The organism is Brevibacillus laterosporus, assembly GCF_030489605.1.
GTDB lineage: Bacteria > Bacillota > Bacilli > Brevibacillales > Brevibacillaceae > Brevibacillus_B > Brevibacillus_B laterosporus_E.
The window spans coordinates 112,618-138,860 of the sequence record NZ_JAUKFY010000007.1; the positions used below are offsets into that span (position 1 = coordinate 112,618).

Below are 26,243 nucleotides of genomic sequence, written 5' to 3' on the forward strand. Positions count from 1 at the left end.
AATTCACAGGAATCGACCAACCCGTTCAAAAATGAAGCAATTCATCCAAAGAGATGCGCTTCATCTTGAAAACAAGCTTATTCTTCTGCTTGAATGAAGAATTTCTTTAGGGCTTCTAAACGCGGATCAATACGTTCTGTGGAACAATTACATGACTGTTCATTGCGATTAATTCCGCAACTCGCGCACAGTCCCTGACAATCCTTGGAGCACAATGGGAATGCTGAAATTGACAACAGGAAGTCTTCTTCCAGGAACGGGTCCAACTCGATCTCTTCGCCAGTCACCTGATGAATATCGCTATCCTCATCAAATTCGATATCGGATGTATTCGGCGCAAAGGTTTCAGAAAAAGGAATCGAAAGCTGTTCCGTGTACGGTGTCAAGCAACGCGCACAAACGAACTTAGCTTCTGCTTGTATTTCTCCCTTGATATAGATTAAGCCACCGAGCTCCATAGCCTCTCCTGTAACAGTAACAGGTGATAAGTCTCGAATCTCTTGATGACGCTTCTTTAAATCCTGGGAATCCAAGTTTGTTTGAAAAGGAAGTGGTTCTCCTTTTCTGTGGTGCAATTCTATTAGTTTAATATTCATGTTATCACCTCATGCACAACAAAGATGATTATAGCTTTTGCCTACATCTTTGTCAACCTATTTTCCTTGACACCTTATCGGCTGCAAATAGAATTTGCCAGAACAAATGAACTTGTCTACACTACCAGTACAGATAGGTTCTGGTAGAAAGGATGTCGTTTTTACAAATGAAATCAGTGGGCCTTATAGTAGAATACAACCCTTTGCACAATGGACACAAGCTTCATTTTGCATTAGCGAAAAAAATGACAGGAGCTGATGCCTGCGTCGCCGTCATGAGCGGCAACTTCTTACAACGGGGAGAACCTGCCATCGTCTCGAAATGGGCTCGCACGGAGATGGCTCTGCGTTTAGGGGTTGATTTAGTAATTGAACTCCCTACACTCTTTGCCACCTCGAACGCTGAGTTGTTTGCCCATGGAGCAGTCTCGCTGTTAGATCGCATCGGAGTAGTTGATACGCTATGCTTTGGTTCGGAGTGCGGAGACATTAGCTGGATGAAAGAAGCCGCACAGCTACTCGCGCATGAAGCACCTGAATTTTCTCATTTACTAAAAGCAGGGTTACGCGATGGTCTTCCGTACCCTAAGGCATACGCTGAAGCAGCTCACACGTACCTCACCGATCACGGCATTCATGGCGCGACTCTCGATCAACCAAATAATATACTCGGTTTTAACTATCTCCTATCACTGGCTAGGTTAAACAGCAAAATTGTACCTGTCACCATCCAACGTCAAAAAGCAGGCTATCATCAAGAAACAATCACAGACGAGCAGATAGCAAGCGCTACCGCTTTGCGAAAAATATTGACAGAGAAACAGCAAAATATAGCAGCAGTCGCAGGATACGTGCCGAAAGCTACTGTAGATGTGTTGCAGCGTGAATGGCTTTCTGGCCTTTGTCCTATGACGTGGGAAAATTTCGTTCATCCTCTCTTCCATCGTCTGTTACAGCTCACTGCACAAGAGCTTGCTACGTACCATGAAATAGAAGAAGGAATGGAGTATAGGCTCCTAGAATCGGCACGGCGATCAAAAACAGTTGCACAGATGATTACCTCCGCTAAAAGTAAACGATATACGCAAAATCGCATTCAGCGTATGTTGCTTAACGTGCTACTCGATGTGAAAAAAGAACAGATATCTGCTTTTAACCTCCGCCATGGCGCCTCATACGCCCGTGTCCTTGGATTCAGCCAGAAGGGAAGAGAATTACTTCAGCAGGCTAAACAAAAAAGTGCAATCCCCCTCTACACGAATGTAAGAGACGGATTGCATCCTATGCTTGATGTTGATATTCGCTCAAATGCTTTATACCGTTTGGCGCATTCGATTCAAATTGAGCAGCCCTTTTTGGAAGAATATCGCCGGATTCCTTTACAAATCACACCTGAGTAAGAGAGGTAGTTTTTTTATTCTATTCCCTTTGGCTTTAGGTGTTGTAGGTATTGCAGTGCATCATCTACCGTTTTTACTGGAACAATCCGCATAGAGGTGTGAATGCGTTTCGCTGTTTCCACCGCTACTTCATAGTTTGATTTATCGCCGCTCGTATCGTTTGGCGCAAAGAAAATTTCTGCTCCTGCGGCATCAGCGGCGATAACCTTGTGATTGATACCACCGATTCTTCCTACAGTGCCATCGGAATTCATTTCACCCGTTCCAGCGATACGATAGCCACGCGTGATATCAATTTCTGGACGCAATTGGTTATAGATTTCCAAGGTAAACATTAGTCCTGCAGACGGACCACCAATATTATTAGCGGCAATCGTAATTTTCTTATCAAATAGGATGCGCTTTTGATCCTGCGGTGTTATACCGAACCCGGCTCGATGGGACGTTGCACCATTATTTTCGGGTAATTGCGCCAGAATCAATTCGGCCTGTTCTTGTTTTCCATCCCGTTTAAATTGTAGTTGGATAGCATCGCCCGCCTTCTTACCTTCCAATAAGAGGAATAGATCATTCTTATTTTTAACGGGCTTGTTGTTCAGCGAGGTAATGACATCTCCCACCTTCAACACGTTTTTAGCAGGAAAGCCATCCATAACAGACAAGACTAAGACTCCTTGATCCTCCATTTTCACTGGATAGCCCGCTTTTTTCAGAGCGACCGCTTCTGCAACCTGCTGAGATCGCTGCATTACCAACAGCTCCCGTTTTGCATAATCCTCATCGCTTTCACCCTGCGCTGTAATAAATTTATCGGAAATAAGATCAGCATCCTTAGAAAATTGTGCGTATAGATATGTTAAAGGTGTTGCTCGGGACATGCGTACAGTAGTCAGCATAAATGTGCCCTTCTCATTCTTTACGCCGCCTTCTACGGTAATCATAGGCGAAAGCTCTTTAGCCGTTCCAGCACGCTGTACATAATAAGGCATAGGTATATAGGTACTAATGACCATCAGAATCATGATGATCATAGCTATCAGAACGGCTACATTCCGTTTATTAGTTCGTCTTAAGCGCTCGTTCGATTGATATTCGTTTTGCATCTGTTTCCTCCCAATTCTTTATCATCTCTTTAATTTGATCAATGTGCTTTCGAGCCGCTATCTCTCCTAATTCCACAATCGAATCTATTTGTGTAAAAGACAAGCTGCCGATGTGACCTACCTCTGGACGAATCACTAAATCTGCTGATAGCATCCTATATCGTAAAATTTCACGTTCCATTACATCTATCGTCTGAGCAATCACGTCAAAGATGCTTGATACTTTCATTCTGTTGTCAAAATTTGCTACATCAATGGCCAGAACTAGGTCAGCCCCCATTTCTCGGGTAACCGTTATCGGTACTCGATCAATTACACCTCCATCCACCAGCATTCTGCCATTTACCTGCTCTGGCACAAAAATTCCTGGCATAGCAATACTGGAACGTACAGCGATATCTACCGGTCCCTCTGTAAAAACTACTCGCTCTCCCGTTTCTATATCAGTTGCTACAATTGCCAAGGGAATTTGCAGCTCTTCAATATTTTTGCCATGAGTTAATAAGCGAATGATTTCTTTTATCTTTTGACCGGCTACCAATCCCATATGAGGGACCACTAAATCTAACCAGTGCTTGCGCTTGACATTTATCGCCAATTTCTCCATCATGTCTGGTCTAATTCCATTTGCATAAAAGGCCCCTACCAAGCTGCCCATACTGCTTCCTGCTATAAAATCAACAGGAATATCATGCTCTTCAAGCACCTTTAGAATCCCGATATGAGCCAATCCACGGGCACCACCCGCTCCAAGTGCTAAACCAATGGTTGGTCGTTTCTTGTCTGTCATAAAAAACGCCTCCTCCCCTCAATCATATGAAAACAGCCCGCTTCTCCATTCATTTTTTAGCTAGCAGAGAGTATGAATAGTTTGTACCCCTCCAACGTAGACATGTACTAACGCTTACATCCGGGAGGGTTATATGTCGCATCGTTCTCCTTATCTCACAATTAGTTTAGCGATTTTGTCGCTCCTTTTGGTTTTCGTACTTATTATTAATCCGGAGCCTTCCTTTCAAGCTGCCGTTCGCGGCTTAAACATTTGGTGGGAAGTCGTCTTTCCTGCTCTTCTCCCCTTTATATTTGTATCGGAGGTTCTGATGGGAGTTGGTGTTGTTCATTTTATCGGGGTATTGCTGGAGCCACTGATGCGCCCTCTATTTAATGTCCCGGGGACAGGAGGGTTCGTGCTGACAATGGGGTTCTCTTCCGGCTATCCAGTCGCAGCCAATCTAACCACCCGTTTACGAGAGAGAGGCCACATTACAAAAGTGGAAGGGGAAAGGCTCGTTACCTTTGCTACTACAGGAGACCCGCTTTTTGTTATCGGTGCAGTAGCCGTTGGTTTTTTTAACAGTGAACAGCTCGGATATGTAATCGCCTTTACCCATTATGGTGCTGCAATCCTGGTTGGCATGCTTTATCGTATGTACTCGCCTGTTTCCCCCATTACAGCGATTTATGAAAAATCACAGCACCCCTTACTTTACCGGGCCTTACAAGCTATGCATCGTGCCAGACTCAGTGATAATCGCCCCTTTGGCAAGCTTATGGGAGATGCCGTGCAATCCGCTCTACAAACCCTGATGGTCGTCGGGGGCTTTATTATCATGTTCTCGGTCTTGCTTCAAATGATGCAGACCGTTGGCATTACCAGCTTCTTAAACCGTGCTCTCTTTTTATTGCTGGGTCCGTTTGGATTCACAGATGCGATGGGCAAGGCTGGCTTGGCCGGGTTATTTGAAGTAACAATGGGTGCTCAAAATACTAGTGAAATTCAGGATATCTCTATGATGGTCAAAGCAGCTATTACCGCTGCCATCATATCCTGGGGCGGTCTGAGCGTCCATGCGCAAATTGCAAGCATATTAAGCAAAACGGATATCAGCGTGAAGCCTTATCTCATCGGTCGGGCTATCCATGCTATTTTTGCGGCGGTGTTAACAATCGTGTTCTGGAAACCACTTACGATCATCACGCAAAATGTTAATACAAGCATCCCCGCCTTTTTACCTAGCGAGCACTTACTTCAAGCTAAATCGTGGTGGCTTATTTTTTCTCAAATGAGCACCATTGCAGCTTGTATCGCAATCGTCTTATTTTTAATTTGTTTTTTATTACACAAGCTGTGGAAGCAATAATGATCGAATATGTACACAAATAAAGGAAGGGTAAGAAACCCGCGTTCCTTACCCACTTATTGAATGCTTCCCCTACAGGCCGGCCAGCATCCATTTCTAGCTGTTTCCCTGTAATTCCTGAAACTTTAACCGCATCGATTGCTCTACAATCGGTGGCACCAAATCAGTTACATTGGCATCATACTTGGCAAGCTCCTTTACGATGCTTGAGCTCAAGAAGGAGTATTGATTATTTGTCATGACAAACAGTGTTTCAATCTCCTCATCCAGCTTGCGATTAATCGAGGCCATCTGCATTTCATATTCAAAATCAGATACTGCCCGTAAGCCCTTTATCAAGACCCGAGCCTCTTTTCTTTGCATATAATCAACCAACAAGCCATTAAAAGTATCTACTTCTACATTAGAATACTCGGCTGTTACTTCACGTAATAATGCCATACGCTCTTCTAATGTAAATAACGGCTTTTTATTTGAATTAACCAGAACAGCCACAATAACCTTGTCAAAAATTTTAGCTCCACGCTTAATGATATCTAGATGCCCATACGTGACCGGATCAAAACTGCCCGGGCAAACTGCTATTCTCATGCTAGGAATCTCCTTCCACTATATAGCGATAAATAGTAACCTTCGTATCTCCATAGGTAGAGCAACGGTATTGCTCACACATTCCAATCTGTTCAGGCAAGGATAGCTTTGCATCATGCTCGGTCACAATCCAAGCATCAGCGGCTATTACATGTAATTGTTGGAGTTGTTCAATCTCTTGCTCAAGCTTTTGCTTTGCATAAGGAGGATCAAGAAATACTAAGTCAAATTGCACCTCACGAGTAGAAAGCACCTTAAGTGCACGTGCTGAATCAATTTTATAAACCTCTGCCTGCTCTTCCAATCGCAAGGTTTTAAGATTTTGTTTGACCGTGTTAAAAGCTTTGCTGTCACTGTCTACAAAAACGGCCTTTGCAGCACCTCGGCTAAGAGCTTCAATCCCTAAGCCTCCTGTCCCTGCATATAGATCCAATGCCCATTCTCCATCAAAATATGGTCCGATCATGTTAAAGATGGATTCCTTTACCTTGTCTGTTGTGGGCCTTGTGCTCGTACCAGGCACAGCAGCTAGCGGACGGCCTCTATGTTCTCCTGAAATCACTCTCATTTTCTCTTCACCTAACTTGTATACATATCCGTTGTCACACTTTTTGGTGAGACAGTAGTTTTCATACTACCATATAGGAAGGAAAAACGTAAAATTTTCAATCCAAACGATAAAAAATATAAATCAGCATGTATAACTTACCAGTTTGCTGGTAAAAATGTGTTACAAGCGATGCTATGGTGTCGCTGACAACCGCGGAGAAGACTTACGTTTCCCCATAAGCTCTTCCTCCGGTTTCTCCTCTCCCATAATTGAAGTCAGTTCAGTTGACACCTCATGTAGATAGGAGCATGAAGGTGACAGGTTTCCCCCGCGGAAACAACTTGAATGACTGCCTCACTTTTTAAGAAGAAGTGAGGTATTTTTTTGTCCAAAACAGAGATATTAGTAAACGTCCCCATTCTAAAGAATAGAAGGAGAGAACCAGCATGGCTGCTAAAAATCCATCAGAACGTAAGCTTAAAGCCTCTAAGGCTCAATCGCAGGCAGATCGCACTGGTGTTGGTATCGAGCGCGCCCGCGATATGCAATCGGAAGCGGATCTTCTTGACGCCAAGAAACATAACCAATAAATATTGTTGACGTCCCAAAAGTTACATGCCGATACATCATGCCTCCTTGTGGATACTACTTCTATAAGGAGGCGTTTTTTATGCACACCGTTTGGAAAGGTTCCATTAGCTTTGGTTTAGTGAATATTCCTGTTCGTATGTTTACAGCAACAGAAGACCGCGATATTCGTTTTCGTCAATTGCATAAGGAGTGCCACACGCCCATTCGGTACTCCAAGGTTTGCCCGACCTGTGACCGTGAAGTAGCTTCCGATGAAATCATAAAAGGGTACGAATATGAAAAAGGTAATTTCGTTATGATACAAGACGAGGATTTAGACAAAATTGCCCCAGAAACGAAACGGGCTATTGAAATTGTCGACTTTGTTCAACTGTCAGAAATTGACCCCATTTACTTTGATAAATGCTACTACCTCTCTCCACAAGAAACAGGGGAAAAGGCTTATTCTCTCTTACGGGTCGCTTTGCAGCAGACCGGCAAAATCGCAATTGCTAGAATTACCTTGCGCAATAAAGAAAGCTTGGCCGTGTTACGTATTTATCAAAATGGTATGGTGTTAGAAACGATCTTCTATCCCGATGAGGTACGCTCCTTAGCTCAAGTACCAGCTCTCCCTCAAGCAGATGCCCCATTAGTCGAGAGTGAGCTAGCCATGGCCATTCAATTAGTCGAAAGCATGTCTCGTCCCTTCCAGCCTGAACAATACCAAGATACGTATCGCCAGCACCTGCAAGAGCTCATTACGAAAAAGCTGGAAGGTAAAGAGGTGGCAACAGCGCCTTCCGCACCACGCGCTAATGTCATTGATCTCATGCAGGCATTAAAGGAAAGCTTGGCTCAAGCTGAAGCACCTCAAGGCTTGACACAAAAAGAAACAAATGAGAATCGTGACATAGTGGAACGTTATCCTGAGCCGCGTCCTATTGCTCAGAATTCCAAAAAGAAAAGCAAAGCATCTACAACTAAGCTATCCCCTGATACAAGCACCACCAGTGTAACGAAAGCATTGCGACGAAAGAAAACACAGACACCGAATTCGTAAAATCATAACGAAAAAGCTGAGGGCCCAGCTTGTTGCTCTCAGCTTTTTCATTTTTACTTTCAAGGTATCTAGGATGTCTATAATAAATCCTTAATTGGCGTTTCTAAATCCATTGGCTCAACAGGCGACTCAAAACGTCCCACTACCTTCCCTTCTCGATCTACTAAAAATTTTGTGAAATTCCATTTTATTGAGTCATCCATCAATGTCTCAGGAAATTTTTCTTGTAAAAACATATGTAAAAGTCGGCCGGATGCCTGTGAGTCATCAAAGCCAGCAAATGGGATTTCCCGACATAGATAACGAAATAGCGGGTTCGCATTCGTTCCCTTTACGTCCGTTTTCGCAAATACAGGAAATTTCACTCCATAATTCAACTCGCAAAACTGAGCAATTTCCTTGTTATTTCCCGGTTCTTGTTGCTCAAATTGGTTGCAAGGAAATCCCAAAATTTCTAAACCATAGTCTCTGTAACGTTCGTACAGCTTCTGTAAATCTGTATATTGAGGTGTAAAGCCGCATTTGCTAGCTGTATTAACAATGAGTAGGACCTTCCCTTTATAACGTTCTAATGACACCGTTTCCCCATTCATTGTGTGTACGGAAAAATCAAAAATACTCAAACGAATCACCATCCTCTCCTCTACATTATAATCATTCTAAATAAAATACGGCAATTATTTTTGCACTTTTATACACTTTTGCTATATTTACAACGTAACATTGTTATGTTACGATCATTTGCACAAAGTAAAATAATATCCCTATAAAAGGAGGTTACCCAGATTAATCAGGAATTGCTTTCAAAAAAACAATTGCTAGAGCAAACCGGAATCTCCTACGGTCAGCTTTACCGCTGGAAACGTAAAAATTTAATACCCGAGGACTGGTTTATTCGTAAGTCAACCTTTACAGGACAGGAGACTTTTTTCCCTAAGCAAGAGATCCTGCATCGAGTGAACAAAATTCTAAGTCTGAAGGATGATCTGTCACTAGACGAATTGGCCAATATGTTCTCTCCTATTCCTTTAGATCACGCAATGAACAGGCAAACGATCCTTTCACGAAACATTGTTACACAGACTTCACTTGAGCTATATGAGGAATGCTTTGCCAAGCAGCAGGAATACTCTTTTGAAATCGTCTTGTCCCTGTATGCCGTTGATCAATTACTGGTCAGCGGTGAGTGTAGTCGGGAGGAAGCCAAAACCGTTCTGCGCACCTATGCAGCTAACTATGCTTCCTTACAGGGGAAAACGAATGAGCTCATTCTTGTCAGAAAAATGGGCGTATCCATCTGTTTATTTACAACGTCCCCTGAAGAACTATATTGGGAAGAGCATGCTCGAATTGTCGCCCGTCTTTCTCTTCCTGTTTTACTTGAAGATTTGAAGCGGAAATGGAACATACTCAAGGAGGAATTGTAAATGTTAAAAAAAGAACCCGATGATCTCGTAATCAATGGTTCCATGAAAATACCTGGGGGAACGTTTCATTCTGTCAAAATAGCAGGTAGTGCAAAAATCACATCTAATCTTGTATGTAAGGAATTTTCTTGCGCGGGGCATGCTACTGTGGATGGAGATGTTGAGTCTGAAACCTTTGTCGTTCGAGGAAACTCCTCGGTTCATGGAAACGTAGAAAGTCAAATCTTGAAAATTAGTGGAAATACGAAAGTAAATGGGCAGGTTAAAGGTCAGGAAATTAACATTGATGGCAGTATTTTGGTTGATGGCTCCTGCCATGCAGAAGAGATGAGAGTACGCGGTTATACTAAAATTGCTGGGGATTGTGAAGCAGAGTCCTTTCAGACGTATGGCTGCTTTCAAATAGAAGGATTACTAAACGCGGGACGAATTTATATTCAGCCAAGCGGTGAGTGCAGAGCAAAAGAAATAGGCGGGGAGCATATAGAAGTAAAACGACGCGGCTCCTTCCTCCCTTCTCTGCTTCGCCCGTTTTTTTCCAACAGTCTAACTACACATATTATCGAAGGTGACGATATTTATTTGGAAGACACCAAAGCCACCATTGTCCGCGGCAATCATATCACCTTAGGTCCTGGATGCGACATCCAGCTAGTAGAATACAAAACGAGCCTTATTTGCGATGATAAAGCAAATGTGAAGGAAAAAGTTCAGCAGCAATAAGAACTGTTAAGAAAGCGATCTATATATCAAATCCTTCCATTGTTATGAGGTGGCATATGACTCCAATCACCCTATTTAAACCAATCAATTTGTGAAAGCATTCCTCAAGGCTCTGAATGGATAGCACAGTTGTTATCAAGAATATGATTAAAAAATAAGCTCAAAGTAAGTGTTTTTACTTTGTATATATCTTAAAAAGAATTCCCTTTCCTAAAACGTAAAAACACGAAAACACCTCCTGAATCATATGGACTACATACAGTCAGGAGGTGTTTTTTCCTTATCTCAGGTTACAGAAACAAAGCTTTTTAACAGATATAAAATATCATTGTTTCTCCCGTACATTCGTCTTGTTTAACGGTTATTACTTAATATTATCCAGTACACTTTTCATTACCTGTAGCGAGTCCTGACGTTCAAATAAGTTATAATGTGCTTTAACCGCTTGATATACCTGCATGAGTTCTTTCTGACCCTTGGTTTTGCGATATCCTTGTACCAATTTGGTGAAGGAAGGATGTCGAATCACGTCTTTTCTCCAGTCCCACACCCGCGGTTTTAGAACCTCTCGTCGTGTCTGTTCGATCATTCCTATCAATTGTGGCGCGAGAGCAGCACTAAACTGCGTTACCGCTTTTTTTACTTCCGGAAGATCTCTCAACGAAAAACTGTTAGGAATCGAGGAAAGCAGCTTGTTGTTCACATACAAGAAATTCTCTGAATGATTGTCAACAGCGTTTAGAAAAAGATCTTGTTGGACTTCAAACTGAAAATACTCTCGTCCTGTCCCATTGATTTTACTTGGTAAAAACAAATGAACGTAATCCAGCACGCTAGTGTAGTACGGCTGATTTTCCGGATGTATATTTCCTTTGGCATCCACATGAAACCCTGGCAGGCCCACCTCTATGGCCCAGCGTACTGCCTCACTTTGGCTGTCCTTCGGGGCAACACTGCCCTTGTACGGTCTGACGTTATTGTATATACGGTACAGCGTCTCTGCAACAAATTGCTTTGTAAGCGGTTGACTGTTTAGTTCCTCTGGTTTTACAAACCCGGCTTTTACCAGTGCTTTTATCCGTGAATCAAGTTCAGTCTGGCCCCGTTTTTTTCGTAATTCGCTATATTCTTCCCATCCGCTGGAGGTTCGTAGCTGTGCAATTTTTTGTTTTATTGCCACGGGGTCGTAGCCTTGTGGGTAAACGGGGTCCAACACCCCTATTTGATTATAGAGCGCAAGCAAATATCCGTTTCTGGATACATAAAATTCATCCATCATAAATCCACGCGGTGCATCACTGCCGGACAGATCAGCTACTATCTCCAATGCATCCATCCTGTTTTTTTCCAGGGTAGTAACTAAATATGGATTTTTGATTTGCAGAGATTCTTTAAGGATCGTATGAATTACTTCTGCTTCTTCCATCGTGTTGACAGTGGGCATTTTATAGGTCACTTGGTATGTAGCTGACCGTGTTTGAGCTGCTTGAATGGATGGAGCGAATGGATCTGGAAACAGCATGATTGCAATGGTTGCAACGAGCAGGCTTTTTTTCAACATGTCTAATACCTCCCTCTTCATTAATTTAAACGCCTTAAGACAGCTAAATGTTTCGCCTTATTCCATATATTTCTGTTAGGTAAAGCTTAGACCTTTTTCCCAGCATAGAACTACCTTCTTATAATGGAGCTTCGGACACTTATTGGAATTGCTTGGAAGCAATAAGGATATTAGAAGCAGGGAATGAAAACGACAACGCGGTAAGGATTGCCATGGATACCTTCCGTCAATTTGATAATCGCTCCCCCTCTTTTTCCTGAAATCATCTAGGAGATAAAGATTTCCAAACAAAATAAAGTAGTCCCGTATAACGGAAGAAAATGTAAGATAGTCAATCAAGGAAGTCCGTTAAGGATTTATTTGCAGAAGAAATGAATTCAAAAATTTCAGTTTCGGATAAATATACTAAAGAAATTATTCTAAAAAATCCTTAACTCTATTGTTAAGGATTTTCTTGTACTATAAAGAGCTAAAAAAGCGATAACTGGCGAGTTTTTGAAAACTGTTGCAATTTAATTGAACTGATGTATTAAGATAGATCAGCGTAGTTTTGTAGGGGCTAAAAATCATGTCCACTAAGGTGTAACAATTTGAGCAATTTATCTGTTGGCGGAACCCTTATTGACTACTCTATAACACATTGATGAGCAGGAACATCCACAAATCCTTGTATACTTGGTTGTCTTAATGAATGCCCATCTACCCACTCAGCAAATTTTATCTTAACAGTGATTTCAGGTTGAAGCCAAACCGTATTTATGGTCCGCGTTGGTTTATTAACAAATGGCATGTTTTTTTGCACGAGTGGTCTGATCAATTCGGTAAGGTTCCTCCAGTCGTTTTGGGTTAGTCTTCCTGCCCCAGCGTGGCCAATATACTTGAATCGGCCATCGTGATCATACAGTCCAAGAAGGAGTGAATTCACAAGGTTGTCTCTAAAAGTCACACCACCTACGACAGCAATTACGTCTTTATAAAATTTTTTCTTTTGCCACCTAGAATCTTTTCCATTAATCAAGTAGGTACTGGTCAGGTCTTTAATTATTATCCCTTCCATTTCTTCGGCTTCAATAACTTTGTACAAAGCTTTTGCATCAAAGTTGTCCACTAATTGAACATAATCCTTTGGCTTTATTACATCTCGTAACAGCTTCTGTCTCTCGGCGAGAGAAAGAGAAGTTACCCATTGATCGTTCAAATACAAAATGTCAAAGATCATGTATGTTATATGAATGCTTTTTCTAATCACTTCCACGTTACTCAGCTTCTTTATACCGTCCCTTTTCATTACCTCATAAAAAGACGGCTTTCCATCTTTTATGGCAATAATTTCTCCATCCAAGATGATGGAATCTGCTGAACAATATTCCGAGATGTTTATCAGCTCAGGATAATGAAACGTTCGCTCATTGAATTTCCGATTAAATAGCCGTACTTCGTGACCATCATAATAAGTCAATATGCGAATCCCATCCCATTTGACCTGCCCAGCCCAAGTCGGGCCTTCCGGAATATGTGCTGTACTAATAGGTTCGAAAGGTACTATTGGTTCCAAAATCAACATTCCTTTTTTACTTAGTGTTATCAACCATGCCACAAAATATGAAGAGGACACAATCATGCTCCTTTTTTTGCGGCGAGAAATGCTTATTCGTTGTTCCTCACCTTGATAATACGGGTACAAGAGCATAAGCTTTTTGATCCGGACAAAAAAAGTAGCGAACGCTGTGAAGCAAATACAGAAATATCGGGAAGAATAAGGCACATCCGAATAGCAGGAGGTGCTTATTCCTTGGCGATTGCTGCGAAAGAGTATCGTTTAGACATCGAAGGAAAAGAGCTGGTTATTACAAATCCCGATAAGCCTCTTTGGCCTAAGGCCGGTGTAACCAAACTCATCTATTTACAATATCTTATACAAATGGCTCCTTATTTGCTCCCTTATACCACTGATCGATTTTTAACTGTGATTCGCTATCCGCATGGAGTCGAGGATAAATCCTTTTACCAAAAAAATCTTCCAGATTACGCACCAGAGTGGATCCCACGTGCTGTAGATGGCTCTGTCACCTATGCATTGTTAAATGATACTGCCACACTGATCTGGATGGCCAATCAGGCTGTATTAGAATGGCACATTGCTTTTCATACCTATCAACAGGAATGGCCTACTGAGTTGGTTTTTGATCTTGATCCATCCACTCCCGATTTTAGAGATGCAATAGAAGCTAGTTTGTATGTAAAAGAGATTCTGGATGAGCTACAGCTCAACAGCTATCCCAAAACCTCGGGGGCCAGTGGTATCCAAGTTTATATTCCTATTCAGCCAGGCTATGCTTTCGAACAAACTCGAAAGGTAGGAGAATTTATTTGTAACTATCTGACGCAGAAATATCCTAATAGATTAACCATCGAACGTCTAACGAAAAATCGCGGAACGAAGTTATATCTCGATTACTTACAGCATTGGCGCGGCAAAACATTGCCCGCTCCCTACACAACTAGGGCCAAGGAGATGGCAACAGTCTCCGCTCCTTTATGCTGGTCGGAAATAGAGAATGTACATCCTAGTGATTTTACCATCCATACAATGCCTGAACGGGTCAAACAAAAAGGAGATTTATTTCTTCCTTTACAACAGCAAGAAAATCGATCCTCTCTAGATCATATTTTAAATATATTAAGCTAATACATAGTCAAATTTTTGTTCAATCCTTTTCTTGATAGAAAAACAGCTTTCGTGAGAATGGATGAGGAAATACGAGTGTATTCTATGTTATACTTTCCCCATGAGTAAACATGAGGAGGAGATTCACTTTGTATGATCCGATTGCCTTTTCCATCGGAAGCTTAGATGTCCATTGGTATGGACTTATTATGGGGACTGCTTTTTTACTAGGAACATATCTCGCGCGTTATAATGCCAAGCGCTCTGGTATAGATCCCGATCACATTTTAAATATGGTGGTCTGGATTATTCCTGCCGCTATCGTTTGTGCTCGTCTTTATTACGTGGCCTTTGAGTGGAGTACGTATAAAGAGAACTTGCTCGATATCTTTAAGGTATGGAATGGTGGTCTGGCAATCCACGGAGGACTCATTGGCGGATTTATCGCTGGTGCTTTGTATATAAAAAAATACAACCTGCCTTTCCTTACATTAGCAGATGCTATGATGCCTAGTGTTATCTTGGGTCAAGCCATCGGCCGTTGGGGTAACTTTATGAATCAGGAAGCTCATGGGGATGTCGCTTCTGCCGCATTCATGTCTCACTTCCCTGCCTTTATCCGTGAACAAATGTTCATTCAAGGTCAATACTATCACCCTACTTTCTTGTATGAATCCTTGTGGAATATACTTGTCCTTGCCCTCTTGTTATTGATGCTGTATCAGTTCAAAAAATTTGACGGACAAATTTTAGGCAGTTATCTGATTTTATATTCATTTGGCCGTTTCTTTATTGAAGGAATGCGTACAGACTCCTTGTATCTGGGACCTTTACGCATTGCTCAGGTAATGAGCCTAGTTTTGATGATTGTAGGCTTCATTGTACTAGTTTACTGCTATCGCAGACAAAAAAAGATCGGCTCCAAGCAAAAGGATAGTATGTAGCAGGACCCATAGATAAAAGCACTCTGTCCCAGTAAAGGGGCCGGGTGCTTTTGTTAATATCAGAAGAGCTGTTACTCGTTTAAAAAAAATAAAAACAGGTCATACTGGATTTACAGTCATAATCGACTGGCATTTCTGATAAGGAAGGGCAGAAAAATGACTAGTGAACTGTTAGAAGAATATTTAGATAACGTTGTGATTGTGTATTATCAGCTAGCCAACACTTCGCAAACTCTCCCCGCTCATCATACAGAAGAAGGGCTGCTTTATGATTTTGACAGCGCTGGAATCTTGATACGCCAAAAAAACCTGTGTTATATTCCATTTCATTCCATCCAAAAAATAGAAATAAAAGCTAGGCCCACTCTCTGGCAACGCTTAACAGGAGTGTCCTAGCTTTTCGCTTATAGTCTTACTAATATTACATTTTATAGAAACACATCAAGAACACGATAGCTGACAGCAGCTAAGAGAGCTACTGATGGAAGCGTAATCACCCATGTGAAAACAATACGTCCTGCAACTCCCCACTTAACAGCAGAGAATTTCTGGGAGGCACCTACCCCCATAATAGCGGAGGAAATAACATGAGTGGTACTAACCGGCAATTTCAGAATCGTAAATAGTGTAATGATAAACGCAGAGGACATATCAGCCGAAAAGCCGGAAATCGGCTTGATCTTCATAATCTTTCCACCTAGCGTTTTGATAATTCTCCATCCCCCAACAGAGGTTCCGAATGCCATGGCAAGAGCGGCTGACACCTTCACCCAAAGCGGGATATCTGTTGTTGTAGCGAACCCACCTGAAACCATTGCAAAAGTAATGATTCCCATCGTCTTCTGTGCATCATTTGCACCATGGCTAAATGCTTGCCAGGAAGCAGACAGCACCTGTAAGTAACGGAAGCCTCTGTTTGTCTTGTGATAAGGCATGTTAGCAACGATTTTGGAAACAAGTTTAATAACTATAAATCCAACTACAAAGGCAATGAGCGGAGAAAAAATCAAACCTTGAATGATTTTGATAAAGCCACCGTAATTAACCGCACTAAAGCCTTCAGCTCCTACCACCGCACCTGCAATTCCACCGATTAAGGCATGGGAGGAAGAGCTGGGAATGCCGAACCACCAAGTAATCAGGTTCCAAAGAATTGCAGCCACCAAAGCAGCAAGAACTACCACTAAACCATTTTCTAGCTGAAATGGATTAGCAATGTCGCTGCCAATCGTTTTGGCAACACCTGTATAAGTAAGCGCACCGACCAGATTGAAGATTGCAGCCATAAGAATGGCCGTACGCGGGCTTAGCGCTCGAGTTGACACCGAGGTTGCAATTGCATTGGCTGTATCATGAAATCCGTTAATAAAGTCAAAGCTTAAAGCCATAATCACCACAAGAATGAGGATGATTAATTCTGGCGACAGATTAAGCATTTTTCAGCACAATCCCTTCAACCAGATTAGAGACGTCCTCAGCAAAGTCAGCACAGTCTTCCAGTTTTTCATATATCTCTTTCAGCTTAATCGCTTCAATTGGGTCTTGACCTGGTGTATTTAACAGCTCAGAAACCATTTTGCGATAGTTTGCATCTGATTCATGCTCAAGTGCTTTAATATCCTTTGCGATACCTTCTACTACGTTATGATCCAGCTTGCGCAGAGTGCGAATCAATTCAATTAGTTTAGAGGTTAGCTGGTGCAGGATATTTGCTTGAGCTAAAACACGCTTGTCTACTTGTTTTACCTGATAGAGATACATGCATTCTGCAGTACCGTCAATCAAGTCAATTACGGAATCCAGTGTATGAGCCAACGCATGAATATCCTCACGTTCCAACGGTGTGATAAATGTTGAGTTCAACTGGTTCATTATTTGACGAACAACAGCATCCCCTTCTTTTTCAACTGCTTTAATTTCAGCTACTTTCTCCTGTAAATTTTGATAGTTACTAACCATTTCAAAAAAGAGATGGGAACCTTTATGTACAGTCGCAGCTTGCTGTTCAAAAAGATCGAAGAATGTTGTTTTGTTAGATTTGATCATGGAAGAAATCTCACTCCTTCAGAATTATCACCTCTACGATTATATAAAACATGGTTTTCTACGTAAATTGATTTATAGTCAAAATTCGACAAAACTATGTTAAGTTTTTGTAAAGATATTAATAAGATTTGATAAACCGCTATATGACAGGGTTTTTAACGTTTTTATTTTTTATTTGTTTGTAAAAAAATCCTTTATTCCCTCCATAAAAAATAAAGAAAAACCTGTTTGTTTTATATTTATTGCTTATCTATACATAAATTAACTGGTAGGATTTAGATATTTTTCGGCATTTGATAGCAGATTGTTAACAAAATGTTTGCTTGCCAAATTCATAGGTCATTTGTATCAGATGCTCTCCAATCATTTCGTCATCAAAAAAACCAGGGGGTATCCTGGTTTCATCTTAGCTCTTTTCTATTGTGTACGTTGTTACATGCATTCATGTATATGTTGTTTAATGGAGTGGGATGTGGTTGGTGTCACGATGCCAAAATTTTATCTCCCCGCCCATTGGACCACTATATAAGCAATCACGCTGTTTCTTAGCTTGGTACATAATTTGGTCTGCATAGGCAGTAAGTTCGGTAGCTGTAGCTGCATGATCGGGATAGGAAGCTACCCCTATACTAACCGTCACCTCGCCTAATTCCTGTCTAATTTTGTTCTGTAAACGCAGACCAACATCCACTCCTACCTCTAGACAGGTATTCGGAAGTAGCACCACAAATTCCTCTCCTCCCCACCGTCCAACTAGATCGTTGCCTCTGACATTTTCACGTAAAAACCTTGCAATTCGCTTCAAGAGCCTATCGCCTTCCAAGTGACCATGTTCATCATTGTATTTTTTAAAATGATCCAGATCAATGACCATCAATGTGACTGAATATTCTTGGATTTTTGCCTTTTGAATTTCCCTGTCCATCATTTTAAAAAACTGTCGATTAACCAGAACTTCTGTTAGTGAATCATGATGAGCCTGTTTTTTATAGTCCTCAAGCTTTTTTCCATAATAAAAGCCGAATGCAGCTTGGAGAACTGCTAAAAAAAATGGAACATAGACAGATTGAAAAGAGACCTGAGAAACGGCGCCAAGCCACCACCATAAGCAACCGAGCAGAAATCCGATACCTGCTCCTCTATATCGATATCTCAATTTGATACCTCCCTCAAACCGGACGCTGTTTCATAAAAATCAGAAGTAAATCTTAAGAACCAATATTCTCTAGTTCATTTTACCCACTGATTCTGCTCATTTCAAGCTGTAACATTTCCAAAATGCACCTAGAAAAAGGATACATCTATGTTTTTTTCCAAAATATAGTGCAAACAGTGATTTAGGTCCAATTACTCATCCTTTGATGCAATGTACTTGTATGTAGTTCTAGCATAATCTTATCGGGATCATGAAAATATACGCTTTTGCCCCCTCCACGAGGAATGGGGCCTTTTACTAGCACGATTTCCCTCTTACGTAGCTGATCCACTGCTATGTCAAAATCCTCCTCGTTCATATAGAAGGCACAATGATGAAGGTGCTGTTGCTCAAGTTTAACCGGAAATATTTCCGGTCTCTCCAATAGGCATATCCAAGCACTTCCCCATTCCAAATATGCATCTGTTCTGCCTTGATGGACCAATTTCATTTGCAATTTCTCACAATAAAAACGTAAAGATTGTTCCAGATTTGAGACCTGTAGAGTGATATGACTAAAGCCTATAACTCCTATATTTTCAGATGAATTTGCCTGTTCATTCATGTTTTTACTCGCTCCTTATCATCATTTCTTACCCAATGATACTTCTCTCCAAATTGAAAATCCCTAGCACGAATCTAATAAACCTCTTCTACATCTATGATTGTTGTGAAAAAGCACTTTCCCTGATCAAAGGAAATATACTCGTAAAACATACTAACCTATCCGCTTTTTCTTTTCTGTTTCCTTAGACATTACACATAGGCATCGCGTGTGTTGCTTTGACGAAGCTTTCTATCTGTGGTTATATAAAAGGAAAACGCTTTTTGAATGGAAAGGACCCTGTTTATGAACCCTAGCTCGTACTTAGCTGATGTATGTAATAGTTTAGGTCATAATCTTCATCGAATTGGTCAGCTTACCCGTGAGGAAACGAATAAGGTATTAAAGCCTTACGATCTCACCCCTGAACAGTGGCAAATGCTTGCTGTCTTATATAAAACAAATGGTGTTACCCCAACAGAACTAGGGGAGATTACCTTACGTGACAAAACGACTATCTCTCGAATTTTGCCTGGATTATTTAAAAAGGGATTTATTTATAAGGAAGCACATCCTCAAGATTCCCGTAGTTATGTGGTTAAGCTAGTAGATCAGTATCAAAGTATGGTAGAAGAATCATTAATGAAAATCAGAGAGCATTACCAAACTAGTTTTTTTGCCCCTCTATCAAAAGATGAGCAACAGCAATTATTACATTTATTAGTTAAATTACGTAAAGGTGTAGGTGACCTGTAAGCGTTAGATTTCATGCCGCTTATTGTCGATTCCAGGCATTATTTCCACGGAAATGATGCCTGTATTTTTTATGAAGCTTTTATTACAGAAAAAAGAGTAAGATTCGCTTGATCGTAAGCCTCTTACTCTTTTGATACACATATAGGTTTGTCATTCCTCGGCATACAACAACCTTTTTACACGCAATTCCAATTCAAGCATTGAAAACGGTTTTAGCATGTAATCATCTGCTCCCAACGACAATCCTTTAATGATATCTTTTTGATTATTTCTTGCTAAAAGCAGCATAATTCTCATCTTACGTAATGCTTGATCTTGTCGAATTATCCGCAATAAGGAAAATCCATCCATCCCAGGAATAATGCCACCCAAAATACACAGCTGTGGTCGCCTTTTCCTCATAGCTTCCAACGCCTCTTTCCCATCTGTGGCTTCTATGATATCCACTTCTAAATGTGCAAGCTTTGTTCTTACGATGGAGCGAATCATTTGATCATCGTCAGCTAGGAGCAAGCATTTTTTCTGATTTGCTTCCGGCTCATTCAAAGGCTTGTCCAGTTTCAGCTTAGCTCTAACAATTTGGTTACGTCCTTGACGCTTCGCCTCGTACATGGCTCGGTCAGCCAGCTCCAGCCATTTGTGCTGCGGCATTATATGGTCCCAATCAGCAATACCTGCCGAGAACGTAATATGAAAATCTTGACCATCTATTTGTAATACAGGAGCTTGCTGTAGCTGGTCTCGGATTCGCTCTAAAACCATTGCAGCCTGCTCAGCAGACGTTCCAGGGAAGGCGATTACAAATTCCTCGCCCCCATAACGCGCTAATATATCTGTTGCACGTAAGCTTTGCTGTATTTTATGCCCCACCCCTTGTAGCACCAGATCACCAATATGATGTCCATAGATATCATTAATTTTTTTAAAATAATCGATATCAAGAAAAGCGATAGAAATGGGTTCCTGTTTCCTGCGGGTTTGAGCCAATTCTACCTGCAACTGGTGATCAAAAGAGCGTCGATTGTTCACCCCCGTTAATGGGTCACGAAAAGCCATATGCTCATAGTACTGTGTTCTCGTAAGCAGACGGTTGATACAGGCCTCCAGTTCCTCAAAATGGAAGGGTTTTGTTACATAATGGTCCGCTCCCATCCGATAACATCTGATCTTATCCTTTCTATCCTTTTTCCCAGATAGTACGACAAGTGGAACCCACTTTAAGACGGGATCATTTCTTACATAATCAAAAATCTCGTACCCAGACTGAGGTTGAATCGTTAGGTCCAGCATGATTAAATCAAAGGTTTTCTCCCATAATAAACGCTTCACCTCTTCCGCATTATGAGCCTCTTCCACTAGATATCCCTCTTGAGAGAGACGGTTGATTAGATAGGCTCTCAATACCTCATCGTCATCAATTAAAAGCAATCGATACGCTTTTTTATTTACTAGCCGATCCTCCCACATTTGTTTCTCTTCCTGTACCATTTCCTCCTGACCAAAGCTCAGTTCCATTTTTAACTGACTAATTAGCATATGAGCCATCTGAAGCTGTTGAGGAGCCAGTCTTTTTTCACAATCCGTTTGTGTCCATTCAAATTCCTTTATTAATAAATCAGCTGCATTACCAATTACCGCTAAACCATAGATAGAGGCACTTTCTTTCCATGTCTGGGCAATATGGTAAATGGCTTGAGCTGACTGCCGATTTTGTTCATAAACATATTGCTCCAAATACTGCTCCATACGATTTAGTTGATTTGTTAATCCTCGCAAAAATAACTTACGGGCCTCATATAGCTGCTTTTGATTTTTATTCATACTCATGGCAACATGTCACATCCACTTCCATCCGCTCCCCCATTCGTTTAAAAGCAACCATTATGTATAAAAGCTGGTGACCGATTGTAGGAAGTAAAGAGCGGTACCATACATGCTGCCTGCTTCAAATTGGGATTTTGTCCTCATTGTTTTTATATATTAGGTATTGGCTATTACATATATGACGATGTTATTGTTATTTTTGTTACCTGTAATACATATCCAATCATACATGTAATCCCTATTTAAGCAATCTAATCATCCTGTAGCAATCCCTGCCCTAGACGTGTTCATGACGATAACCTCTCTAGGCTGCAATCCCTTGCGCAGTAACTGCTGCACTTCTGTACCGTTATGTATCACATTTTGCGAAGTGCAATATTATTATGTATATTTTTTAAAAATAAAAGGCGGCAGGTACTTTAGCAAGTACCCGCATACCTATCAATCTCTAGTAAGCACTAAAGCCCTCTGTATATGCACCTACATCATTGATTAAACGTCTGAATTCACTATCGTCCACATACTCACCTGCCAACAATCTGTCATGGATAGATAGAATTCGTTTATACATCTTATAGTCAGGCGTAATAAAGACGAGACGCGCCTTATCCTGACGAATTAAAGTGTCTCGTATGCCCCGAATAATTCGATTATCGTGTCCATCAACATTTAATTTTAAGCTTAGCTTTGGCCGCAGTTCACTCGTTGGATCGCGTTGGATCGGCTTTCGTTCATACTTTCCATTAGGAGTTCCGTCTGTGATTACACCGATCACCATGGTATCTCCATAAATAATCGCTTTTGCATCAAGTACTCCAGGCACCTTCTTTGCCCGTTCCTCCACAGCGGTTAACTGATAGCTATTTGTATTTTTTCCTTGGTACATCATTTTCACTGGTCCAGGTTCTACAAATTCATGGTTATTGCGACGATCACTTTTGTAATCCTGAATGCCAATTTGCGTATTCGTGCCGCCTGGAGAATGGGTAGAGCACCCCACTAGAGATAGGCTCAGTACCATTGCTAAGCTCCGTATCATAGCCGTATACATTTGTTTCATGCTAACACCCCCAGTAGTTATAGCATGCTTGTTTTAAGGGGGTTTTACTCGGTTAGCAGCAATGGTAAAAGTTCTTAAGAAGCAGGAGGTAAAATAACAAATAGACCTCCCCTGATTTATGCCGCCAAAGAAGGTCTATCTTCGTTTCCTTTTGATTCAATCAGCCATGTTCGACTGCCGAGGACTCTCTGCCTCCTAAGACGAAAAAAATAGCTGTTTCATGCATATCTTGTTTACACAAGTTCAATTTCTTGACCTATCCCCGCTTGTTTTGCCTTTTTATAGATTGCCCAAGCCACTCCAACATCCATTACAGCTAGACCTACTGATTTAAATAATGTTACCTCATTCGCAGTTTCTCTCCCCGGCTTTTGACCGTCGGCAATCTCCCCTAGCTCAGCATACACTTGTTGAGTGGAGAAAACTCCCTCCTGTATAGGAAGAAGCAAATCTCCCGACTCAGCTAAAGCGGCTTCCTTCCCCTCCACAATCACTTTGTCAGCCTTTGTAAGCATATCTGTAGGAATCTCCTGCATATGAGGCTGAAATGATCCTATCGCATTGATGTGAACTCCCGCAGATATGGCATCTGCTGAAAAAATGGGTTTTGTTGCATTGGTTGCGGTAATGACAATATCTGCTCCTGTAACAGCTTGATTTGCCTCTGGAACTACGTGTATCAGCAAATCTCTCCCTTGTTGGGATTGTTTCAGCTCCATTTTAAGTTGCTCTGCCTTTTGTTGTGTGCGATTATATAGCCGGATCTCCTTAAGTGGTCGAACCGCTAACATAGCTAAAATTAATCCCTGCGCTTGTGCACCTGTACCAATTACTCCAAGAATGCTGGCATCCTGACGAGCCAAATGCTGAGTAGCTAAACCAGATACAGCGCCCGTACGTACGATCGTCAAATAGGACGCATCTAATAACAGAAGGGGTTCTCCCGTCTGCACATCACACAGGATCATGAGCCCCGTAATACTAGACTTCCCCTTTGTCTTATTATCTGGAAAAAAGGAAACATATTTCATGCCAAGGCTCTCCATAGCTGGAACAAGAGCTGGCATAAACAAAGCTGTACCATTGCCTTGTTTTACAGGTACAGACAATCGAATGGGACTAACCGTCCTTTTATTCGAAAATTCAATCAAAGAATGAGATACGGCTTCAATAGCTTCTTTCATACTAAGCAACTGCTTCACTTCCTGTTGCCTTACAATCAGCATTTTATCCTCTCCTTGATTGTGTTTTGAAATACATCTATTCCCTCCTGTCTTTTTACTTTTTATGCGAAGTAAATTTTTTCCTGCTAATTCATTACTATTTATTTCTGTTCAGTTGAAGCGTCCCCGATTTATCCCCCTTTCAAATTAAGTCCTGATTAACACTTCCTCTTCCCCCTCTTTGTAGCTTATAACACATTAATTGGTGCGGGGTTTGTAAGTAGTTGCTTAAGATTGTTCACCCTCCACCCTTTTTTCATTCCTGCTCTTTTCCTCGTTTTTCAGTCTATTAGCTGTAAATTTCCACACTTCCCTATCAAACCTCTTTCCTCTCATATACAAACTAAGGAATCTATACAAGCTTTAGCCGTCATTACAGCAAATTGATCATGGATAAAGAAGCAGAACAATAACCTAATTTTTCTAAAATTTACAAATAATGTTTTTTGAAATCTCACAGCCACCGTCTCATCTGATATTTTTTGATAATTCCATAAATTTACCCAAAAAAATTTAGTCTTTTTTTCTTCATTCCTCTAACATGTTACGAAAATGTTTCTGGAACACTAGATTACTTTATGTATAGGTTTTCCTGATTTATTCTTTGTTTATTTAACTTTTATCTATTATCTCCGATTTTTTTACAAAAACCAATTGATTCCTACAAAAAATAATGAAATAAATTGTTATTTTAAAATTAACATTACGACATAAAATGATAAAATTAGACATTTTATGTCGATAAGTTATATATTGTGTTTTTTCGTAATTTTCGTATAATTTAGACAGTAACAAAATATTTTATAAGGAGTTGTTGTTAAAAATGAAAAAATCACTAAAAGTCCTATCTCTTTGCACCGCGTTAGCCACTCTCTTACCTATCAATGTTTTCGCGTCGATGACTGAAAAAGTTGAGCATCACGTACAATCCGCTGATGCACCTGCAAAAGGTGAGTTTAAAGATGACGAAATATTGGTAAAATTCAAACAGACTTTAGTACCTATTGACACAGAACAAATCCATTCTACTCTAGGTGGTGAAGAAGTAGAGGAGTTGGGTAACGGAGCTTCAGAATGGCAATTAGTAAAAGTTCCAGATGGACAAGCTGAGGAGTTCAAACAAAAATATTTATCGGATCCAAATGTAGAATCTGTTGAGTACAACATGCTTTATCATGTAGATTACACACCAAACGATCCTCTAATCAGTAGCCAATGGCACCACAAAAAAATCAATTCATATGGTGCATGGGATATTATTAAAGGGTCCGAAAAGAAAATAGCTATCTTAGACACAGGTGTTCAATTAGACCATCCTGACCTAAAGGATAGCCTGTTGCCTGGAAAGAGCTTTGTCTCTGGTGTAACCTCTCCTAATGATGACCATGGTCATGGTACGCATTGCGCAGGTCTAGCTGCAGCTATCGGTGACAATGGTATTGGGGTCAGCGGGGTTGACGGTTCAGCTAAAATTATCCCGGTAAAAGTTCTAAATGCTCAAGGTTCAGGCTATACCTCTGACATCATCAAGGGTGTAACTTGGGCTGCTGATAATGGCGCTGACATTATCTCTATGTCACTTGGTGGCGGAGCTTTCCAACAATCCTTCCAAGATGCTATTAACTATGCTTGGGGCAAAAACAAAATCGTCGTAGCTGCCGCAGGTAACAACGGATCTTCCTCTCTTACCTACCCTGCTGCCTACGACAATGTACTTGCTGTAGCTGCTACTGATTCTAACGATGGACTAGCTTATTTCTCCAACTATGGAAAATGGGTTGACATTGCTGCTCCTGGTGTATCAGTATACTCCACTTACAAAAACAGTGGCTACACCAATATGTCTGGTACGTCCATGGCTACTCCGGTTGCTGTATCTGTTCTAGCATTAACTTGGGGTAAACAACCGAATGCTACAAACCAACAAATCGTCGATCGTGTATTATCTACAGCTGATCAAACATCTTCTACAGGCACTAGCTACCAAAATGGTCGCGTAAATGCATACAAAGCTGTTAACGGATTTTAATTCCATCATAACAAGATCCGTTGACACAAATTAAGCCTTTGCCTTTGAACAACCTGTTACTTCAAAGACTTAGCTAGATGGGAGCGAACCAACAGCATGACAATAAGCAATCAAGCTGAATGTACATTCTGAAACAGCCCTATGACTGGATGGCTTTACTCCATTCCAAGAAAGGGCTGTTTTCATTATTATGGATAAGTTTACATACATCGTATTGCAATACAAGATA

The 26,243-nt window shown here is 41.0% G+C and carries 26 protein-coding genes; 11 read left to right on the top strand and 15 right to left on the bottom strand.

The features are described from left to right. Positions 1 to 77: 77 nt before the first annotated feature. Positions 78 to 596 carry a YceD family protein gene (locus tag QZ995_RS10015; RefSeq protein ID WP_003336859.1) on the bottom strand — a complete coding sequence of 173 codons (519 nt, stop codon included), beginning with the start codon at positions 594 to 596 and terminating at the stop codon, positions 78 to 80. Between the two features lie 167 nt (positions 597 to 763). Here QZ995_RS10015 and QZ995_RS10020 point away from each other — a divergent pair, with 167 nt between their 5' ends. Continuing rightward, on the top strand, positions 764 to 1,996 hold the full coding sequence (locus QZ995_RS10020; RefSeq protein ID WP_301806193.1) for a nucleotidyltransferase: 1,233 nt from the start codon (positions 764 to 766) through the stop codon (positions 1,994 to 1,996). A 14-nt stretch (positions 1,997 to 2,010) separates the two neighbouring features. Here QZ995_RS10020 and QZ995_RS10025 read toward each other — a convergent pair whose 3' ends face one another. Both QZ995_RS10025 and QZ995_RS10030 read right to left on the bottom strand, forming a co-directional pair. Then, entirely contained in the window at positions 2,011 to 3,099 is a 1,089-nt protein-coding gene (locus tag QZ995_RS10025) for a SepM family pheromone-processing serine protease (RefSeq protein ID WP_301806195.1), read from the bottom strand. After that, positions 3,056 to 3,889: a patatin-like phospholipase family protein gene (locus QZ995_RS10030; protein ID WP_301806197.1), complete on the bottom strand. Its 834-nt coding sequence runs from the start codon at positions 3,887 to 3,889 to the stop codon at positions 3,056 to 3,058. The genes QZ995_RS10025 and QZ995_RS10030 overlap by 44 nt, the downstream gene beginning before the upstream one ends. A 133-nt stretch (positions 3,890 to 4,022) precedes the next feature. Here QZ995_RS10030 and ylbJ point away from each other — a divergent pair, with 133 nt between their 5' ends. After that, positions 4,023 to 5,240 carry a sporulation integral membrane protein YlbJ gene (gene ylbJ, locus QZ995_RS10035; protein ID WP_301806199.1) on the top strand — a complete coding sequence of 406 codons (1,218 nt, stop codon included), beginning with the start codon at positions 4,023 to 4,025 and terminating at the stop codon, positions 5,238 to 5,240. A gap of 96 nt (positions 5,241 to 5,336) precedes the next feature. Here ylbJ and coaD read toward each other — a convergent pair whose 3' ends face one another. Both coaD and rsmD read right to left on the bottom strand, forming a co-directional pair. Next, positions 5,337 to 5,831, bottom strand: coding sequence for a pantetheine-phosphate adenylyltransferase (gene coaD, locus QZ995_RS10040; RefSeq protein ID WP_301806201.1), 495 nt, complete (start codon positions 5,829 to 5,831; stop codon positions 5,337 to 5,339). 1 nt (position 5,832) lies between these two features. After that, entirely contained in the window at positions 5,833 to 6,399 is a 567-nt protein-coding gene (gene rsmD, locus QZ995_RS10045) for a 16S rRNA (guanine(966)-N(2))-methyltransferase RsmD (RefSeq protein WP_301806203.1), read from the bottom strand. A 428-nt stretch (positions 6,400 to 6,827) separates the two neighbouring features. Here rsmD and QZ995_RS10050 point away from each other — a divergent pair, with 428 nt between their 5' ends. Then, positions 6,828 to 6,971 (top strand): hypothetical protein, encoded by a 144-nt coding sequence (locus tag QZ995_RS10050; RefSeq protein WP_301806205.1) that lies wholly within the window; start codon positions 6,828 to 6,830, stop codon positions 6,969 to 6,971. 80 nt (positions 6,972 to 7,051) lie between these two features. Further along, on the top strand, positions 7,052 to 8,014 hold the full coding sequence (locus QZ995_RS10055) for a Ku protein (RefSeq protein WP_301806207.1): 963 nt from the start codon (positions 7,052 to 7,054) through the stop codon (positions 8,012 to 8,014). A gap of 77 nt (positions 8,015 to 8,091) precedes the next feature. On the opposite strand, the gene QZ995_RS10060 is transcribed toward QZ995_RS10055, so the two are convergent. Continuing rightward, the gene (locus QZ995_RS10060; RefSeq protein WP_301806208.1) at positions 8,092 to 8,637 is read right to left on the bottom strand and encodes a glutathione peroxidase; all 546 of its coding nucleotides are present in this window, start codon (positions 8,635 to 8,637) and stop codon (positions 8,092 to 8,094) included. Positions 8,638 to 8,811: 174 nt separating this feature from the next. On the opposite strand from QZ995_RS10060, the gene QZ995_RS10065 reads away from it, so the two are divergent. Beyond that, entirely contained in the window at positions 8,812 to 9,441 is a 630-nt protein-coding gene (locus QZ995_RS10065; protein ID WP_301806210.1) for a YhbD family protein, read from the top strand. Then, positions 9,442 to 10,164: a polymer-forming cytoskeletal protein gene (locus tag QZ995_RS10070; protein ID WP_301806211.1), complete on the top strand. Its 723-nt coding sequence runs from the start codon at positions 9,442 to 9,444 to the stop codon at positions 10,162 to 10,164. A gap of 364 nt (positions 10,165 to 10,528) precedes the next feature. Here the strand turns inward: QZ995_RS10070 and QZ995_RS10075 are convergent, their stop codons facing one another. Together QZ995_RS10075 and QZ995_RS10080 are read right to left on the bottom strand one after the other, a co-directional pair. Continuing rightward, the gene (locus tag QZ995_RS10075) at positions 10,529 to 11,725 is read right to left on the bottom strand and encodes a hypothetical protein (protein ID WP_301806212.1); all 1,197 of its coding nucleotides are present in this window, start codon (positions 11,723 to 11,725) and stop codon (positions 10,529 to 10,531) included. Positions 11,726 to 12,350: 625 nt separating this feature from the next. Continuing rightward, positions 12,351 to 13,289 carry an ATP-dependent DNA ligase gene (locus QZ995_RS10080; RefSeq protein WP_437124729.1) on the bottom strand — a complete coding sequence of 313 codons (939 nt, stop codon included), beginning with the start codon at positions 13,287 to 13,289 and terminating at the stop codon, positions 12,351 to 12,353. 228 nt (positions 13,290 to 13,517) lie between these two features. On the opposite strand from QZ995_RS10080, the gene ligD reads away from it, so the two are divergent. The 3 genes from ligD (at position 13,518) to QZ995_RS10095 (ending at position 15,733) form a co-directional block, all read left to right on the top strand. After that, positions 13,518 to 14,414 (top strand): non-homologous end-joining DNA ligase, encoded by an 897-nt coding sequence (ligD, locus tag QZ995_RS10085; RefSeq protein WP_301806214.1) that lies wholly within the window; start codon positions 13,518 to 13,520, stop codon positions 14,412 to 14,414. Positions 14,415 to 14,542: 128 nt separating this feature from the next. Further along, complete coding sequence (gene lgt, locus QZ995_RS10090; protein ID WP_301806215.1) at positions 14,543 to 15,337, top strand: prolipoprotein diacylglyceryl transferase; 795 nt, start codon at positions 14,543 to 14,545, stop codon at positions 15,335 to 15,337. A 156-nt stretch (positions 15,338 to 15,493) separates the two neighbouring features. Continuing rightward, on the top strand, positions 15,494 to 15,733 hold the full coding sequence (locus QZ995_RS10095; protein ID WP_301806216.1) for a hypothetical protein: 240 nt from the start codon (positions 15,494 to 15,496) through the stop codon (positions 15,731 to 15,733). A gap of 32 nt (positions 15,734 to 15,765) precedes the next feature. On the opposite strand, the gene QZ995_RS10100 is transcribed toward QZ995_RS10095, so the two are convergent. The 4 genes from QZ995_RS10100 to QZ995_RS10115 all read right to left on the bottom strand — a co-directional run bounded on the left by QZ995_RS10100 (position 15,766) and on the right by QZ995_RS10115 (position 19,143). Beyond that, positions 15,766 to 16,773: an inorganic phosphate transporter gene (locus QZ995_RS10100; protein WP_031413608.1), complete on the bottom strand. Its 1,008-nt coding sequence runs from the start codon at positions 16,771 to 16,773 to the stop codon at positions 15,766 to 15,768. Next, positions 16,766 to 17,383 (bottom strand): DUF47 domain-containing protein, encoded by a 618-nt coding sequence (locus tag QZ995_RS10105; RefSeq protein ID WP_003336841.1) that lies wholly within the window; start codon positions 17,381 to 17,383, stop codon positions 16,766 to 16,768. Before QZ995_RS10105 ends, QZ995_RS10100 begins: the two co-directional genes overlap by 8 nt. Before the next feature lie 457 nt (positions 17,384 to 17,840). Next, complete coding sequence (locus QZ995_RS10110) at positions 17,841 to 18,539, bottom strand: GGDEF domain-containing protein (RefSeq protein ID WP_301806220.1); 699 nt, start codon at positions 18,537 to 18,539, stop codon at positions 17,841 to 17,843. Positions 18,540 to 18,720: 181 nt separating this feature from the next. After that, entirely contained in the window at positions 18,721 to 19,143 is a 423-nt protein-coding gene (locus QZ995_RS10115) for a VOC family protein (protein ID WP_301806223.1), read from the bottom strand. 285 nt (positions 19,144 to 19,428) lie between these two features. Here QZ995_RS10115 and QZ995_RS10120 point away from each other — a divergent pair, with 285 nt between their 5' ends. Continuing rightward, a complete protein-coding gene (locus QZ995_RS10120) occupies positions 19,429 to 19,878 on the top strand; it encodes a MarR family winged helix-turn-helix transcriptional regulator (protein ID WP_301806224.1) in 450 nt (149 codons plus the stop codon). 150 nt (positions 19,879 to 20,028) lie between these two features. Here QZ995_RS10120 and QZ995_RS10125 read toward each other — a convergent pair whose 3' ends face one another. The 3 genes from QZ995_RS10125 to QZ995_RS10135 form a co-directional block, all read right to left on the bottom strand. Further along, the gene (locus QZ995_RS10125; RefSeq protein WP_301806225.1) at positions 20,029 to 21,705 is read right to left on the bottom strand and encodes a GGDEF domain-containing response regulator; all 1,677 of its coding nucleotides are present in this window, start codon (positions 21,703 to 21,705) and stop codon (positions 20,029 to 20,031) included. Positions 21,706 to 22,150: 445 nt separating this feature from the next. Further along, a complete protein-coding gene (locus QZ995_RS10130) occupies positions 22,151 to 22,762 on the bottom strand; it encodes a YhcN/YlaJ family sporulation lipoprotein (protein WP_301806227.1) in 612 nt (203 codons plus the stop codon). Between the two features lie 233 nt (positions 22,763 to 22,995). After that, positions 22,996 to 23,988 (bottom strand): NAD(P)-binding domain-containing protein, encoded by a 993-nt coding sequence (locus QZ995_RS10135; RefSeq protein ID WP_301806228.1) that lies wholly within the window; start codon positions 23,986 to 23,988, stop codon positions 22,996 to 22,998. A gap of 820 nt (positions 23,989 to 24,808) precedes the next feature. On the opposite strand from QZ995_RS10135, the gene QZ995_RS10140 reads away from it, so the two are divergent. Beyond that, complete coding sequence (locus QZ995_RS10140) at positions 24,809 to 26,014, top strand: S8 family peptidase (RefSeq protein WP_301806229.1); 1,206 nt, start codon at positions 24,809 to 24,811, stop codon at positions 26,012 to 26,014. Positions 26,015 to 26,243: the final 229 nt, after the last annotated feature.

Excerpts from the sequence above, each read along its gene's own strand:
- QZ995_RS10015 (WP_003336859.1), bottom strand. The coding sequence starts at position 596 with ATGAATATTAAACTAATAGAATTGCACCACAGAAAAGGAGAACCACTT.
- QZ995_RS10020 (WP_301806193.1), top strand. The coding sequence starts at position 764 with ATGAAATCAGTGGGCCTTATAGTAGAATACAACCCTTTGCACAATGGA.
- QZ995_RS10025 (WP_301806195.1), bottom strand. The coding sequence starts at position 3,099 with ATGCAAAACGAATATCAATCGAACGAGCGCTTAAGACGAACTAATAAA.
- QZ995_RS10030 (WP_301806197.1), bottom strand. The coding sequence starts at position 3,889 with ATGACAGACAAGAAACGACCAACCATTGGTTTAGCACTTGGAGCGGGT.
- ylbJ (WP_301806199.1), top strand. The coding sequence starts at position 4,023 with ATGTCGCATCGTTCTCCTTATCTCACAATTAGTTTAGCGATTTTGTCG.
- coaD (WP_301806201.1), bottom strand. The coding sequence starts at position 5,831 with ATGAGAATAGCAGTTTGCCCGGGCAGTTTTGATCCGGTCACGTATGGG.
- rsmD (WP_301806203.1), bottom strand. The coding sequence starts at position 6,399 with ATGAGAGTGATTTCAGGAGAACATAGAGGCCGTCCGCTAGCTGCTGTG.
- QZ995_RS10050 (WP_301806205.1), top strand. The coding sequence starts at position 6,828 with ATGGCTGCTAAAAATCCATCAGAACGTAAGCTTAAAGCCTCTAAGGCT.
- QZ995_RS10055 (WP_301806207.1), top strand. The coding sequence starts at position 7,052 with ATGCACACCGTTTGGAAAGGTTCCATTAGCTTTGGTTTAGTGAATATT.
- QZ995_RS10070 (WP_301806211.1), top strand. The coding sequence starts at position 9,442 with ATGTTAAAAAAAGAACCCGATGATCTCGTAATCAATGGTTCCATGAAA.
- QZ995_RS10075 (WP_301806212.1), bottom strand. The coding sequence starts at position 11,725 with ATGTTGAAAAAAAGCCTGCTCGTTGCAACCATTGCAATCATGCTGTTT.
- QZ995_RS10080 (WP_437124729.1), bottom strand. The coding sequence starts at position 13,289 with ATGTTGATTTTGGAACCAATAGTACCTTTCGAACCTATTAGTACAGCA.
- QZ995_RS10095 (WP_301806216.1), top strand. The coding sequence starts at position 15,494 with ATGACTAGTGAACTGTTAGAAGAATATTTAGATAACGTTGTGATTGTG.
- QZ995_RS10100 (WP_031413608.1), bottom strand. The coding sequence starts at position 16,773 with ATGCTTAATCTGTCGCCAGAATTAATCATCCTCATTCTTGTGGTGATT.
- QZ995_RS10105 (WP_003336841.1), bottom strand. The coding sequence starts at position 17,383 with ATGATCAAATCTAACAAAACAACATTCTTCGATCTTTTTGAACAGCAA.
- QZ995_RS10115 (WP_301806223.1), bottom strand. The coding sequence starts at position 19,143 with ATGAATGAACAGGCAAATTCATCTGAAAATATAGGAGTTATAGGCTTT.
- QZ995_RS10120 (WP_301806224.1), top strand. The coding sequence starts at position 19,429 with ATGAACCCTAGCTCGTACTTAGCTGATGTATGTAATAGTTTAGGTCAT.
- QZ995_RS10125 (WP_301806225.1), bottom strand. The coding sequence starts at position 21,705 with ATGAGTATGAATAAAAATCAAAAGCAGCTATATGAGGCCCGTAAGTTA.
- QZ995_RS10130 (WP_301806227.1), bottom strand. The coding sequence starts at position 22,762 with ATGAAACAAATGTATACGGCTATGATACGGAGCTTAGCAATGGTACTG.
- QZ995_RS10135 (WP_301806228.1), bottom strand. The coding sequence starts at position 23,988 with ATGCTGATTGTAAGGCAACAGGAAGTGAAGCAGTTGCTTAGTATGAAA.
- QZ995_RS10140 (WP_301806229.1), top strand. The coding sequence starts at position 24,809 with ATGAAAAAATCACTAAAAGTCCTATCTCTTTGCACCGCGTTAGCCACT.